The organism is Oceanobacillus picturae, from assembly GCF_000612865.1.
Lineage (GTDB): Bacteria > Bacillota > Bacilli > Bacillales > Amphibacillaceae > Oceanobacillus_B > Oceanobacillus_B jordanicus.
On sequence record NZ_CCAX010000002.1, the window covers coordinates 527,442 to 543,719 of the forward strand.

11 protein-coding genes are annotated in these 16,278 nt (G+C 32.5%); 7 read left to right on the top strand and 4 right to left on the bottom strand.

From position 1 onward, the window contains the following. Nucleotides 1–210 precede the first annotated feature (210 nt). Entirely contained in the window at nt 211–1,275 is a 1,065-nt protein-coding gene (locus BN988_RS13655; RefSeq protein ID WP_036577318.1) for a four helix bundle protein, read from the top strand. A 137-nt stretch (nt 1,276–1,412) separates the two neighbouring features. On the opposite strand, the gene BN988_RS13660 is transcribed toward BN988_RS13655, so the two are convergent. From BN988_RS13660 to BN988_RS13670, 3 genes are all read right to left on the bottom strand, one after another. After that, nucleotides 1,413–2,666 carry a hypothetical protein gene (locus tag BN988_RS13660; protein ID WP_036577319.1) on the bottom strand — a complete coding sequence of 418 codons (1,254 nt, stop codon included), beginning with the start codon at nt 2,664–2,666 and terminating at the stop codon, nt 1,413–1,415. 237 nt (nt 2,667–2,903) lie between these two features. After that, nucleotides 2,904–3,602, bottom strand: coding sequence for a hypothetical protein (locus BN988_RS13665; protein ID WP_036577320.1), 699 nt, complete (start codon nt 3,600–3,602; stop codon nt 2,904–2,906). Between the two features lie 750 nt (nt 3,603–4,352). Continuing rightward, a complete protein-coding gene (locus BN988_RS13670) occupies nt 4,353–5,411 on the bottom strand; it encodes a DUF4238 domain-containing protein (RefSeq protein ID WP_231495243.1) in 1,059 nt (352 codons plus the stop codon). A 206-nt stretch (nt 5,412–5,617) separates the two neighbouring features. On the opposite strand from BN988_RS13670, the gene BN988_RS13675 reads away from it, so the two are divergent. From BN988_RS13675 to BN988_RS13695, 5 genes are all read left to right on the top strand, one after another. After that, on the top strand, nt 5,618–6,187 hold the full coding sequence (locus BN988_RS13675) for a site-specific integrase (protein ID WP_036577322.1): 570 nt from the start codon (nt 5,618–5,620) through the stop codon (nt 6,185–6,187). A 118-nt stretch (nt 6,188–6,305) separates the two neighbouring features. Next, a complete protein-coding gene (locus tag BN988_RS13680) occupies nt 6,306–7,103 on the top strand; it encodes a heteromeric transposase endonuclease subunit TnsA (RefSeq protein ID WP_051557951.1) in 798 nt (265 codons plus the stop codon). 14 nt (nt 7,104–7,117) lie between these two features. Continuing rightward, nucleotides 7,118–9,262 (top strand): Mu transposase C-terminal domain-containing protein, encoded by a 2,145-nt coding sequence (locus BN988_RS13685; RefSeq protein ID WP_147629722.1) that lies wholly within the window; start codon nt 7,118–7,120, stop codon nt 9,260–9,262. Beyond that, nucleotides 9,255–10,730 (top strand): AAA family ATPase, encoded by a 1,476-nt coding sequence (locus BN988_RS13690; protein ID WP_036577324.1) that lies wholly within the window; start codon nt 9,255–9,257, stop codon nt 10,728–10,730. Before BN988_RS13685 ends, BN988_RS13690 begins: the two co-directional genes overlap by 8 nt. Further along, nucleotides 10,727–12,241 (top strand): TnsD family Tn7-like transposition protein, encoded by a 1,515-nt coding sequence (locus BN988_RS13695; protein ID WP_036577325.1) that lies wholly within the window; start codon nt 10,727–10,729, stop codon nt 12,239–12,241. The genes BN988_RS13690 and BN988_RS13695 overlap by 4 nt, the downstream gene beginning before the upstream one ends. A gap of 61 nt (nt 12,242–12,302) precedes the next feature. Here BN988_RS13695 and BN988_RS13700 read toward each other — a convergent pair whose 3' ends face one another. After that, entirely contained in the window at nt 12,303–12,836 is a 534-nt protein-coding gene (locus BN988_RS13700) for a hypothetical protein (RefSeq protein ID WP_036577326.1), read from the bottom strand. Nucleotides 12,837–14,463: 1,627 nt separating this feature from the next. Between BN988_RS13700 and BN988_RS13705 the strand changes: the two genes are divergently transcribed. Further along, complete coding sequence (locus tag BN988_RS13705) at nt 14,464–15,405, top strand: HEPN domain-containing protein (protein WP_231495244.1); 942 nt, start codon at nt 14,464–14,466, stop codon at nt 15,403–15,405. Nucleotides 15,406–16,278: the final 873 nt, after the last annotated feature.

A 16,278-nucleotide genomic window follows, 5' to 3' on the forward strand; every position in this document is an offset into this window, starting at 1 on the left:
AACAGTTCATACTATGCACTTTAGTCATAAATATAAGTAAAATTCATAATAGTAGGGTTCTAGCAAGTGTGATAATTTCATAAGTTTCTTAAATAATGCTAGAACATGGTTGAACCTAATAAACTATTTATTATAGAAGCGAGGCAGTACAATAGAAGTATAAAGAAGAAAAAAATTAATACTTTATAAAGAAAAAGGAGTGAAAGAAAATTGAATAAAAAAGTAGAAGAAATACAAAACTGGTATCGAAATGAAAGAGAACTATCTAACTACAGCATCATGGACATTGGTGATAAACTTAAGAATCTAGCAGAGAAAGGATTAATTTGGGTTCTTAAAGATGTAGATATAACTGAGTCCGAGGAGATTGTGGTTGACTACTACTTGCATAAATATAGAGCTGTTCAAATTTACGATAATCTCCAACACCTCTTCCCAATCCCCCCTTCGAATGATGAGTGTGCAAGTACTCCATCAAAATCATCAAAAAAAGTCACCCCTCTACAAAACCAGCAGCATACCCTTGAAGTAAGAGATGTAAAACAATTTAATGGCTATCAGAAAGCGAAGGAATTAGAAGAACGAATCATTGAACTATGTAAGAACTTTCCTTCATTCGAGTTTGATCATATTGTTAATCAAATTGAGAGGAGTGCAGAATCAATTAAAAAAAGAATACAAATAGGTGAGCAAATCTATATTCGAGAGAAGTTTAACCAATACAGTATAGCGATAGGATCTGCAAAAGAAACTTCTGCATGGCTCCAGGTCTCATTGGGCCAAAAGTATATCACTAAAAACCAATTCGAGGAATTGGATAACATGGTTAATCAAGTGATAGGTATTCTTACAAAAAACTTATCCAATATTAAAGAAAAAGAGGGAAAAGGATTAGATTTGCCAAGCCCATACACACCTAATGTGAAAAACTTTGGAGCGTATGATAATGCTTTGATGTTGGTAGAAAGTATATATAAAGTAACAAGAGAAAAAGCGTTTTGGAAGGAAAGGTATCTTATGAGCAAAATGAGGAAGCAAGCTACTTCATGTGTTGCTAATATTGCCGAAGCACACCAATTATATATTCCAAAGAAATTTCGTTTTTTTAATGATTCTCTGAAATCACTAAGTGGGCTTGAAAGTTCTTTAGAAACCTCGGTAAGCAAAGGCATGATTTCAGAGCAACACTTAGAAAAGATTGATGAGTTGAAAAATTCTATACGAAACGTGCTAACAACAAAAATGTCAAAGATTAGCGATGAGAAAGCAAGTTAACTTTTAGAAAGGATAAGGAGAAATAAATTGATACTCTCTATCCTTTCTTGATAAGTCAAATATACGTTTTAATTTTTATTCTACAAGACCGTATAATGTTGTTTATTTCAGTATGCCAGTTGATAGTATTAATAAGTTTATTTTAATTTAGCTTTAGTCTTTTTTATTTCATCTATTTTTTCTTTTTCTTTATATTCTAAAATATGCAAGTTCATAATTTCCTGAATATTGGAAGGGATACTGTCAAATATCAATTCATTTTTCGTAGTAAAGCCAGTTGGGGAAAGTTTATTATAATCCTCCCTCTTTTCTTGGCTACTAAATTCCCTTTTAAGTTTGTGTAGAAGGGCGAGTGGACATCGGAAATGTTTGTCGTTTAAGTCCTTTTCATGTATAAGGGTTGTAAATTTGCTAAGAATTTGGTCTATCTTATAAATTTGGTGAATTTTCTTTTCAAAAACACTATCTTCTATTCTCACTCCATAAATCACAGCTTTTTCTTTTAACTTTAATTCTTTAGGGAAGTAGTTTAAATCATATTCGGACAAATAATCAACGAAGCGTTTCTCATAATACTCATTATTATTTACAATGCAATATCCATTTTCTTTCATTGCTAAATTTATATCAAAAACATTTTCAAGACGGTAGTTGTCAACATAGGCCCAGGAACCCCACCTGAATAATCTACCAACGGGTTCAACTGGTTTGAGGTGTATTGATAATTTTTTTTTTATGGATTCCGTAGTTACTAATGAAGTTTTATCCTTCAAGTCTGTATAAATCTTTGTATCTAGGACATTTTCTACATCACTTAAACGCACGCAATTATGAAATTCATTATCTGAAAAATATATTGCAGAAGTTGGAATATTTTCTATACTGTTTAGAGGAAATGATGAAACAAGGATAGATTTTGGGATAAACTGCTCATTCCATTTCTTTAAGAATTCTAATTTACGTTTAACACAATATCTTTCAATGGAATAAACTGGGAGTGATTCTTTTTCACTATAACCAGACAAATCTACTGTATTTCCCACATAATCCAACTCAACTTCTATTTCATGAGGTATGTTCAAATTCGAAGTTTTTATAAACATCCATTTATTTATCTCTCTATAATTCAATGAGGGTTCTGAAATAACTTCCCTTTCACGTTTTTTCATATTAGAAATTTCATTTATATTAGCATCTAACTCTGAATCGAGATTAAACACAATTTCTTCATCATTATTACTCAAGTCATACTTTACACCCTCAACAACAAAGGAAAGTTCCATTTCTTCTATTAATATTTTTGAAGATGTGCTTATCCATTTTTCTAAAAAAGTCGATAAATTAGCTAATAGCTCTTCTTTAGTCAATTCCCTAGAAGATATCAGCCTCATAACGATCACCACCCTAATTAATTTACTAACTAAGCATAAAGGGAAAAGATGGCTTAGGGTATAAGTAAATAATTGTAAAACAAGAATATGATGGTATTTTAAGGAGGATTTCGTTCTATCTACATAACTTAGGGTTATTAATGTAATAGGGGGGGATTTTAATAAAAGTATAGGTTAAGAGGAGGTAGGTATATTTTTTATAGCTACCTCTTAAAGAACTACTTATATGCGTCTTGTCTAAACATTTCCTAATGAGAATTGGTTTTTTAGTTTATCCATGTGCTCTTGAATGGGTGAAACAACACCTAACGGTTGTTTGTTCATATCTACTTTAACATAAGCATTGTAACTTCTATCGACATGCGAAGGGGTATTCCTATTATTATTTATCTGTATTTGGTAAAAACGATTATAGTCTCTAATAAACCTAATTCGTTCAAGGTTCTGGTATATTTCCTCATATACATGAACAACTGGTTCAATATTTAGATCATTGTATCTAGCCATCCAAAAGCACTGACCATCAAAAAAGATAAAATGAATATAATTCCTTACTTCTATTGGAAGAGTGTCATAAGCAATTAAAGAATCAAAGTTTATATTAAAAATATTGTCCTTTGATGTCTTTAGTTCTATTAAATGCCAGATGCCATTAAGGTCGGCAATAACATCTCCTACCTTACGAATAAAGTTTTCGTTATGAATGTGAAGTGTAAACTTTTGAATTAACGTTTTATAAAAAGGGTTGCGGTTAATTGCAACATTCCATATTTCATCAAGTTCCTCTTTAATGTCAGTCGACTGATTCCTTAATAAGTCTCTCAAAGCGGACATTTCTGAGTCCACAGGATAAAGTGGTGCTTTAAAAAAATAGTGGTTGTTATTAATTAGGTATTGCAAGACTTTATCATGATAAATGGATCGTTCAAAGCTCATAAGTAAAATCTCCTATTATTTTTTATAATTCTATTCTAATACAAATACTAGAACTATATTTTAGATTCGGACGCTAAGATAGAGAAATAATTTAGTTAGAAATCCTGATACACTAGCTTAGCAACGGTTATCTACAATTTCCTATACTAAGTGATAAGAATCTAAACAATGTAGAAAACTGTGGGGTACTGGTCGATATTCAATAAATTCTGTTATAGCACTAAAACCATGAAAACCACCAATTATTATAAAAAAACATCACTAAAAAATCTAAAAGATGTACATTAATACGATTAACCAAAACTCTGAGATTGGAGTCACAAAACTATAATTTATGACAATGGATAAGAGAGTGTTAGTTCTGTATTGTTTCAGGCTGCACACATATATACTGAAACAGCAAAATACAAATGTTTATTCTGGAGGGTTTAGTGTAAAGGATGATGATTAGAGATATTGGAATAAATAGAAAATAAATTCAAGGAAATATAGTTAGTTACTGAAGCTATTGATATTTGTTTACAAAACCTTGTTCTGTAAACAAAGGAATGCCGTTAAATCAGCATTCCTTTGTTTATTGAACATGTATTGAATACTGAATGTTACTCATTCATTCGATCCATTATATTTAGTAAACATTTAATGAGGTTGGATAGGAGAGGAATACTAAGGGGAGGACTCAGCACAATATTTTACTTTCTTTCAAAAGTTCCTTCCTAAAATTAGGAATTATTATATAAATTCCTTCACTTACTTATCCATGTAATCTCTGATAAATGGTGATTCAATTCTCTGTAAACCTCCCATGTGTGCTGGTAGGGGCAACTCTTTAGCAAATTTGGAATACTTAATCCATGGGAGTTTAATTTTTTTTGTTACTCTATTATTTGTAATACTTATTAGCTGACCATCACTTTCAGTTGAATTGAAGAATTGGACTTCTCGTTCTAAGTCACTAACCTTGGGAGTATTTCTATTTCTTAGATATATTTTTCTAATATAATCTTCTTTAATTCTTTCACTGAAAAACACATTATTGTAAGCGTTTAAATAAAACAGTTCATTTAGATAATCTACTTCTCGAGCTTTATTTAGAAATAGAGTATGATTTACTTTATCTGGAATGTCATATATCAGACTATCATATAAAAGTAAACACTTTTCAGACGAAATAGGAAAAAACAATTGTAATCCCCTAGTGGCATAACCAGACCCTCTTCCATGATAATTTCTTTGAATATAGAAGTTGTTATAGCGGATTAATGGATTATCTGATGTGATGAACTTCCTAGAAGTCTTATGAACAATTATGACAGGTTGCAGATCTAAGACTAACGGAGTACTACTTAATGCAATTCCAATGGTTTGATTTGCAGGATGATTTAGTTTGACGGAGAATTTATCTAACTCTATCTCATTAAAATCTGGGTGTTCTTCTAACATTACTTTAGCAATGGTGTCGGCAAAGTGGTCTGCTGAATCAGCACTTTTTAAATTTCTTCCCTCAGTAACTAACAGAAAAGCTATCAAATGTTCATACTCTTCAAATTCAGTTTCGAAATCCGGAATAGTATTTGTATCAATTATTCTTTTTATAATTTTAGCTGCTCTTCTTTCGATCTCTATATCTAAAAACTCCTCTACTACTGCATCGTCACCGTAGAAATTATTCCTTTGACACATATTCTTTACTGAAGCATTTTTGATATATTTTGAGTTTGTTATATTAAATGTGCTTATAGAGTTATCATTTTGAGAAAAATTTCTTAGATAAAACTTTGGTACATAGTGTTGTCTACGCTTTTTCATCACAATTCAATCTCCCTTCTATAAAAAAATTATATCATATAAGGACTAGTTGGCTTGTTTATTAAAAGTAGAAATTAAAGATTATAATATTTTATCTTGTCATAGTCTTTCGAGTTTAAATAAAAGTTATTTATTGCCTAGAGGCTCTTGAGCATTCTTCAATCACCGTATACAATGATTTTGTAAGGTAGATTGGAGGTGAAATGATGAAGGTGGTGGAACCGATACGAGACTTGAAACAACTTGAGGCAGTAAAAGGTTATCTTAGAGGGAAGAACAAAAGAGACTACTTACTCTTTATGGTTGGAATATCCTCAGCTTTGCGAATTAGTGATATTCTGAAGTTGAAAGTAAAACATGTTTGGAGCCGGAAAAAAGTCGAAAGTTTCATTGAACTTAATGAAAAGAAAACAGGAAAATACAAAAGATTTCCTATAACTTCTAACCTATCAAAAGCTATAAATGAGTATATGAAAGAATTCCCTGATAAGGAACCAGAGGATTTCCTCTTTGCTAGTAGGAAGGGATTGAATAAACCAATATCAAGGCAATATGCAGCTACTATGTTGAATGAAGCATGTGATATGGTTGGCATCGCTGAAAGATTTGGAACACATGGGCTCCGAAAAACATGGGGTTTTTTTGCCTTTAAGAAAGGAATATCACTAGACTATATATGTATAGCATTAAATCATAGTTCTGTAGCCGAGACCAAAAGATACCTTGGTATATTACAAGATGATCTCGATAATTTGTACTTAGAGGTGAATTTATAAAAGTGTGCAAACCTAATTTAATAGAAATTAAAGTATTTGACTATTGATAATCAGTTCAAAAAAAACGAACTCGATTGCCAATAGTCATTTTTATTTTCAAATAAGCAGGAGGTCTTTTATGGGTGCAAATAATTGGTCAAAGGAAAAACTAAATAGGTATCTAAAAGAAGGGAGAGGTCAGGGAGTTGGAAAAGATTATCTTCCATGGAACTATACCTACAATTACAGTTCCAAAGGTAGAGTTTCCAGAATTTCTGGACTTAAAACCAGACGTATACATCACCTTCATTCTGATAATCAATATAGAGCTTTTCTATTATTCGAATTTAATTCAAATGTTATTGACATAAGAGAATCTTTCCCACTATTAGATGTCGAAGAAGTAATTGATGATAAAGAGGATTTGCGGTTTGATAAGTTCATTGATAGAGAGACTAAAGAACCTTATGTGTTAACTACGAACTTTCTCTTGACTGTAAAAAATAATAATGGTGAGGAGAGAGAAGTAGCAAGAACCATAAAAAATACGACCGAACTTAAAAGAAAAATAACATTTGATAAGCTGGAGATCGAAAGAAGGTATTGGCAGCAAAAAAAAATTGATTGGAAGGTAATTACTGAGAAACAGCTTCCCAGACAGTTAGCAAAAAATATTGAATGGATAAGAGAAACGCTGTTGGTGGGTAGTGAAGGGGAGTTGGATAAAGATAAACTCTCTGTAACAATTCTGAGATTTCTTTTGGAAAATGATGAACTTCCCTTAAAAGAGGTGGTAAAGATATTTGATAAAACGGAGGGATTACAGAAAGGAGCGGGGCTATTTCTCTTTCGCTATTTGATAGCAAAGAAGGAGATAGTAGTTGAATTGACACAAAAGATAGATTTAGAGTCAAAAGTCAAAAACTTGCTGCTATAAGGTGGTTGATTTTGTTGGAGCTGAAGGAGAACTTGTTATTACAGTATCATGATGGAAGAACAATACGGATTGTATTTTGTGAACGACTTTCTTCTATTATATATGCAATTGATATGAATAAAGTTAGATGGCCATTTCTCATTAGAGAAGATGAATTAATTTCTGATTATAATAACGAAGAAATAACTATTTTAGAAAATGACCCATACACACGTTATGTTGTTGAAGAAGAACTAAGTAATGCAGAGAAGGAAAGAAGGGGGAAAGCCTGGGAGATAGTGAAATTTGTACTTGAACAAGTAGATACAGAGGTTTTGATATTCAGAAGCAGGTATCGAGAAAAAGCCATTAAATTAGCAGTAGAACAATATAAAATCAATTATTCAACCGTAAAAAGTTACCTTGTACGGTATTGGAAAGGTGGTAAGATTCGAAATGGATTACTTCCTGCATTTAACTTATGTGGCTCTATGGGTAAGGAAAGAAAAAATGGTGACAAAAAGCGGGGAAGACCTAGAAAATCTGGAAGTAAACAAGGGATAAATATTGATGACAAAATTAAGAGATATTTCCAAACAGGGTTAAATCGCTATTACTACAATGGAAGGCAGAATTCGCTAAAAGTGACTTATGAACTGATATTAAAGGATTTTTTTACAGAAACGAAGGTTGATATAAATGGTAATAAAGTACCCGTGATTAAGGAGCCTTCAAGTATTCCTACCTACCATCAATTCTTTTATTGGTTTAAGAAGTTAAATAATCCAAAAAAGGAATTGATTAATAGAAAAGGAGCAAGGAACTATTTCCAAAACCATCGTGCTATCATTGGAAATTCAACACAAGATGCTGGATTAGGTCCAGGAACACTTTGGCAAATAGACTCTACACAGTTTGATATTTATCTGGTTTCATCCGTAGATCGTAACTTGATTGTTGGCAGACCAACTTTAATATGCGTAATAGATGTATTTTCCAGACTGATAGTTGGGGTTAATGTCACTTTTGAGTCATTTAATTCGTACACAGGCACTATGGTTGCCCTTGCAAATAGCATGTTACCCAAGAGTGATTTTTGTAAACAGTTTGGTATCACACTGGATAAAGATGAGTGGGATGTGGCTTGTGTGCCGCAAAGGATTTTTGCTGACAGGGGTGAACTAAACGGTAAACAGATTGAGGATGCTATTGGAGGATTAGGTATTTCGATACAGAACGCCCCTCCGTACAGAGCTGACTACAAAGGAATTATTGAACAGGCATTTGCACAATTAAACATAAAGGTTAAACCATTTGCTGATGGGGTTGTAAAGAATGGGAAGAACACAATAGAGAGGGGAGACGAAGATTATAGACTTAAAGCTAATCTGACAATAGACGAATTCACACGAATTGTTATCAAATGTGTTCTATTCCATAACAATCATCATGTCTTGAGTGAATATGTATTGGATGAAATGATGATTAGTGAAGAAGTTGAAAAAATACCCGTTAAGATATGGGAATACGGTGTGAACAATATGAAAGGGCAATTACGAGTATTACCTGAACAAACAGTAAAGATGCACTTACTTCCGACTGATATAGGAACCATTACTTCACGGGGGGTTAGATTTAAGAAAATGTTGTACGCTTCGGATTACTCATTGAAAAATAATTGGTTTCAGACAGCAAGAATTAATGGTAGCAAAAAAGTAAAGATTTGGTATGATCCGAGGGACCTTTCATATGTTTATACAATTAATGAGGATGGGGAGTTTCACAAGTTGAATCTACTTGAACATTTGACTAAGTATGAAAATAAAGGAATTGATGAAATAGAACAGATAATAAAGCATGAACAAACTATGGATAACAAAAGTAAGGAACAAGAATTGCAGGAAAAGATGAAGTTGTATGACGATATTCAAACAATTGTTGGACAAGGAAAAAGGAATACAGAAGCAGAAAAAGATGATTATTTAAGCAAAACCCAACGTTTGAGAGGTATAAGGGAGAACCAACGGGAAGAAAGGGAATTACAACGGGAATTGAATATACAGAAGGTAGAGGCAGGGGAAACATTGATGGAATCAGTTGAAAAACAGGGACATACAGAGGATGAACTTGATTTGTTTAGAGTTATACAAGAGCTAGATTGGGATGATGATAATGAGTAACTCTATATTTCTACCAAATGGAATGGAGGCTATTCAGGCAGAGTATAAGGAATTCCCGTTGGAAGAGTTTAATCAAAACCCGTTGATTCAAGCACTACCACCATTATTGGATAAAGCAGCAATCATTAGAAAGCTCATGGTTAAACCAATCTATAATGATGAAGAAAAACATGCTGAAAGTATTTATCGAATACACATGATAAACCGATTGTTTCAGCTATATACTCCTCTTCCGGTGCACATAGATGTGTGGAATATGATTCATACATTGATTCTACAAGGTTATTTGGCTAGGAACCCTTTTGATAAGAACTATAAAAAGTATATTAATGACTCTGGAAAAGAAATTATTAATCGTTCATATGAAATAAATAGTAGACAAAATTTCAGAACCACTTCTTCTTGCGGGACATTTATCGGTTTTTCTGGCATGGGTAAGACAACAACAATTAATAGAGTTCTAAGCGATATTCCACAAGTGATTATTCATAATGAGTATAAAGGAATCCATTTCAACCAAATCCAACTTGTTTGGCTGAAGTTAGAGGCACCGAGTAATTCAAGCCTCAAAGCGTTGTGCCTACAATTTTTCATGAAAGTTGATGAATTGCTAGGGACTAATAATTATAAGAAGTATGTTTCGAGAAATATGTCTGTAGATAGCATGTTACCTTTAATCAGTCAGGTAGCACACAATATAGGACTCGGTCTCCTTGTTATTGATGAAACACAGAATATAAAAAAACGTGGTGCTGAGCCAGTCATGAACTTCTTTGTCTATTTGATAAATACAGGAATTAATCTTTGTTTAATCGGTACCCCAGGTGCTTACGACTTATTTGGTAAGGAATTACGTATGACAAGGCGTTTAACAGGAAACGCTGAAATCATCTATAACAATATGGAATATGGTAATGAGTTTACATTCTTGTTAGAGTCTATATGGCAATATCAATGGACAAGGAATCTCGTATCCTATAATGAAGAATTCGGGAAGGTAATCTATGAAGAAACGCAGGGTATATCGGATTTGGTTGTAAAGCTATTTGTATATTCACAACAACAGGCTATAGAAAGTGGAAAAGAAGAACTGTCTATTGATCTAATAAAGAAAGTAGCAAAGGAAAAGTTTAGGTTGCTTCAACCAATGTTAAATGCTATTCGCTCTGGAAACCCTCATAAAATTGCAAAATACGAAGATATTAGGAAGATTGAATTAGACGAGACGGGTATAAGAAAAAGTAAAGAATTGAAAAAAGAAGTACCAGTTAGAAAAAAGGGGGAAGATAAGGCTAAAGCAACTAAACTGGTTGGGGAACCTAAGAGAAAGAAAAAACGTGGGAAATATAAGGAAGATGATTTACGCTATTTGCTTCAGCAGGGAAAGGAAGAAAAGTCTCCTTATCAAATTCTCCTTGAGAATGATTATATTGAGGACACTTCAAAGTGGATTGAGGTGATACAATGATAAACTTTCTCCCACAATTACACGAGAATGAACTTTTTTATTCTGTAGTTGCACGTTATCGGAGAATGTGTGGAATGGTGAGTAAAAGAGCTTTGATAGAAGATCTATTTGGAAGGTACGTTGTAGTATCTTCCTCTTATTTTCCCCAATATATTGATTCATTTATAAAATGCCTACCACCAACTTCTAAAATAACTTCCAAAGAGATTATTGTGAATCATACTTTATTTTCATTTTATACATCATTCCTAGCAAAGGATAAAACGAGTCTAATTTACGAAATAATGGGAAAATGTTCAAATGGATCTAAAATAAACATTGAAAAACTAATAGGATTTGGTGGAAGCAAAGTACGAAAACCAAGCTACTTAAAGTATTGTCCACTATGTTTTAAGGAAGATATGCATACATTAGGTGAGAGTTATTGGCGTACCAATCACCAAATAATTGGATCCTATTATTGTTCCAAACACCATGTTCTTTTAAAAGAGGGTACTGTATTAAGTACTGGAAGTGGTATTGAATTTATATGTGCAGATGAACAGGTTTGCAATGAAGAATTACTAGAAGATAATTATTCGGATACTATTAAATTATTAAACCTCCGTTACACTCATAATGCTGAACAATTATTGAATGTTAACTTTGCTAGGAAAAAGTTAACATACATTAAGGATTTTTACATTGATAGGTTAAGGGAAAGAAGGTTAGCTTCTAAAAATGGAAATTTGTATATGGAGGACATTCAAGAACGGTTCCTAAATTTTTACTCTAAACGGTATTTAGAAATGATGCAGAGCAATATTGAGCCTGAAAGTCCATCTAATTGGCTCCGATTGTTTGTAAGAAGCAACAAAAAGAATAGAAGCCCCTTGCGACATTTATTATTCCTACAGTTCTTAGGAATAAAAATGGATAGCCTCTTTCAGAATAAGAGGGTAGTAGGAAGAATATCGGTTTCAGTCCAATATAATCCAAGTTTTGATATTCAAAAAAGAAGAGAGCTTTGGTTGCAATTAATTACGGAAAACCCCGGTGCAAACAGAAGCCAACTGAAAGAGAAGGGAAAAGGACTACATACTTGGATTTATAGATATGACAGAGATTGGTATGACAAAGTAACTCCAAAGGCTGCTTTAGGAAATGAAAAAGCAGAGACTATTGATTGGGAGAAGAGAGATAAAGAATGCTTGAGGCTTGCTAAGGAAGCTGTTGAAATTATTATGAGAAAAGAAGGTAAACCAACGAGAGTAACCCCGTCCAACATTAGGAAAACATTGGGGTTTGGCTCATGGTTTCATAATGGAAAGCTAGCAGAAACCCAACAATACTTGAAACAGGTAAAAGAGGAAATAGATGATTACAGGATTAGGAAGATTAAGTGGGCAGTTAATGAAATGATAAGTAACGGTAATAAATTGACTCCATATAAAGTTCAGCTTTATGCAGGATTTGGTGGGAATAATAAATTGGTGAGGAAACTAATACTAAAAGAATTAGAGAAGATATAAAAGAAAGCTACTGGCTAAATAGTAGCTTTCTTCTTTGTCTAATCAGATATTTATCAATTATTCACTTTAATAATCTTAAAAGAAGTGAGTTTCTCCATAATAAACTATTAAATTCACTCTCATGTTCAATGATTATTAACAATTTTTCTAGCCAAAAATGAAAAGTCTGTCTATCTATCTCCTTGGCATTATAACGCTTTATTAAGGATTCAATATCTTCTAAGGTTTCGATATTTTTTTTGCTTAACATGTAGTACCCTTTTTTCTTATAAAGTAATTCATCTACTGTTTTCTCTATTTCAACTAGAGTCACATTATAGTTGCTATGGAGTATACATAGTTTAATAATAGATTTAATTTCTAATAAAGCATCATTTTTTGCTGAATCATGGAGTGAAATAAAAGAATATATTAATAACTGATAAACCACAAATATTACTCCAAGGTTTGACAAAAATTGAAAAGTTAAAACATGTTCCTTCCAAGAAAAGGATAAACCATTTTCGAGTCCTGAATATAAAGCAGTTACGGCTACTAAAAATATAATAACCTCTACTAAATAAATAATTGCTTGAGTAATTGATTTTTTCAACATTTCCTCACCCCTTACTTACTCCTGCTGATTTTTTTCATAAAATTAATGGCGATTTATTTGTTTTCAAAAAACCACTGGAGGGAGTTTCAAAAGAGCTTCTGCACATTTATACAGATTTTTTTATCATAAGATTAATTCGATTGCTTTTTTGTTGCAATATTGGAATCTTTGATACTCCCCTCTCTTTGTTGAATCAACAATCAATTCCCTTCTTTCTGCAACCTTCAGTTGATTTAGATACTCCCATGATAGTGTACGTGTAATTCTTTTAGTTGGTATAGGGGTAGTAGGACCATGCCAATAGACTGTGTCATACCCCCAATTTAAACCTTCTGTAGTTACAACAAGGAAAACATCTGCTGCATCACAAAAATCTTGAACTTTGAAATAACATTAATTGTCTGTCAATGACTTTTTTCTGAATCTATACAATCGTTTTCTGCTCGTTCTTTTACCCAGTTTGTTACTAGTTTTAATAGATTCCATTTTATAATAGCTCCTTAATCTCATAAATTTCAATAATACTTATAGAATTCACTTAAAATTGTAACAGACTTAATCATTTAAGAAGTACCAATTAAACCCATTTGTTTGCTACAATAAAACTAAAATACAGTCATCAAAGGTGACATGAGGAGGGGATGAAAGCGTAGGAAAAAATTTGTTGAAATTTCTTCAAGATAAGAAATAATTTATTATACCGATCTATGGATGGAAATATAATTGGACAATGGAGCAGTGTAAACAGTTATGGGACAATATAGTCCGTGCTTCTATGATGAAGAAGTTAAAAGGCATTTTGTAGGTTTAGTTGTTTACAAAAAAAAGGGGCTATATTAAATATCATCATTACCTCAATTACTTGTCATTGATGGCCAACAATTTTTGGTTAACTATTTAATGGAAATCAACTTGAAATTGTAGACGACATCTTAAATTATGTTTCTAAGAATCCATATCAAGAAAGGTATAGTGAAGCCCAGTTTTGCTGACTATCATGAACATTTGGTACATCTCTATTTTAATAATTGAAGTAAGGGGAATCTTGAATTTATTTTAAGTTGGGTGGAGCGATTAAGGTCTGAAGATATCAAGGCAAAGATAAAAGTAAGATTAATTGACGGGCGATTAGTTTTAGAAGTAATAAAAGATTATGTAGCAGGACATAATTCAGAAAGTTAATTTGAATTAAAGAGGATATTCGCCGATTACTTAAAGAGTTCACATGGGGTTTTCGCAACAAAGACAGAACGTTAAGCATCTTAGAACAAACGGGATATAAAAGGCACTACATAAAAGTTGAAGAATTAATAAAGTTAGCGGATGAAACTGTGATTGCAGTTAGTACTCAATGGGGAATTGGAAACATCTACAATTTTATTGAACGAGCAAGTGAGTTAGGAGTTAAAGTAGAAAGAGAAAAATAAATCCAAATAATAAGATCATAAAAATGGGAGAAGTGCTTCACTTTTTTCCTGAAGACAAAAGCTAAAAGAATTTGTTTATCCTTATCGATTCCCAGTCAACCTACGGGTTAGTAAAGTACGGCCAATCACTATGGTTCAAGAAAAGAGTGTTCATGAAATCTAATGAACATATACAAAATCTGTTAGAGGAGGAGAATAAAATGCAATACAGGTTTATTACAATACTACATAATATGAAGTTAGCTAGTATAAAAAATAAAGGTATGAGAATATTTCCTGGTGCCCGAATTTCGAATGGTTCTCAAATACAATCTGAAACATTATACACAGAATCATCGCTACAAACCATAGGAGCACTCTCTATCAATGAGTTTGAAGACAGTGTTTATATTTATATTGATGGTAAGTTTGACGGAGGTAATGAAGAATATTTAGATAGGAAAGCAGGAAGGCATACTTTTTTCTTACTACGTCAAGTGCAAAACTTTATTCACAATTTATGGGAGATAAAAGATAATAATGTTTATGTAAGAGATGGATTCCTAATAGCATACAGTACGCAATTCGAGAACGGTTCAGCTACTTATAAAGCATCTCTATCAGAAATATTTTCTTTTGCAAGTGGCGAACAGCGAGAATCATTATTCTCTGATAAAGAAATCCAGCAAGCGGCTTATAATTTTCAGCCCCATACAATTGAGGATTATGATGAAGATAGTTTTGGCGGGAAAATACCTAGTTCAGATCACTTTTTCAAAACCCATGGTACAAATAGAATGGTTAGAGCATTTTATTTCACAATCGGTGCTAGAAGAAGTGCAATATTGCCAATGAAAATAGTCCATTATTGTAATGCTTTAGAATGTTTATTTACTATAGGTACATCAGAAGTGAGTCATAAAATTGCAGAGAGAGTTGCGATTATACTTGGAACTAGTCAGGCATCAAAGAAAAACATATTTAGTCTTATAAAAAAAGCCTACGGTTTTAGATCTAAGTTAGTGCATGGGCAGTATTTAAAAGTAACCGAAGAATCTTTAGTTTACATATCGGAAGGATTAGATAATATTCTTAGAGAGCTCATGTCGGAAATCATGAGGTTTTCTCCAAAAATGATCAAGAGGTGGAGGATTTCTTCTTAGATTTATTATTTAATACTACTGATTGATATTTTTTTTGGTATTCTTAATCTTTTTCTTCTCTCTAAAACTCTTCTATCTACTATGTGAAATTAAAATAGTAATCTCTCAATCAAAATAAACATTTCCGATTCAGACCCCGATTTCGTGAAAATAAACATTTCCGATTTCAGGGTCTTTTTCATGTTCATCCCTTGTCTTTTCTCGATTTCTAGTGTTTCCATTACGCAACATTATCGGAAAACTTTATTCCAAATACGGAAAAAATGGTGAAAAAACAGGTGAAAAAGAGGCCGAAAACGTCCATTTTTGAACCAAAAAACGTCCAAAATGGGGGTTCCGTAGCAAAACTTTATTTTAACTCGAACGGTGGAATGCGGGTTGGAGGGGTGGGATTTGAGGGATGTTTAATATTTTTGTACAGAAAGTGTTGTCTAACTAAAATAAACACCTGACAATGAAAATAAACATTTGATATTTCGACCCTGATTTCGTAAAAATAGACATTTGCGAATTCGGGGTCTGTTTCGTTCAATTCCTTGCCCTGCCAGTCTTATTTCGATTCTATTCTTTCTTCCATTCTCAAAAAATGTTATTTAAATCTTGATAAAAGGTAAAAATGATTTTTTTTAAAATTATAAGTTAAATGTAGGAGTTCCTAAGTAAAACTCTATTTTAACTAAATCCTGGGCTTCGGGTGGAAGAGGAGGCGATATCAGGTGTTCGGTAGAATTATATAGCAGAAGAGAAAAATAAAATCCTTTGGGGAGTGATTTTTATTGGATACATATAATAGACGAAGAACAAGCCCCTTTGAATTAAGTCAGCCTTATATAGAAGAAAATAAAAAGGACTGTTCTGATTTAATAGGTCAGC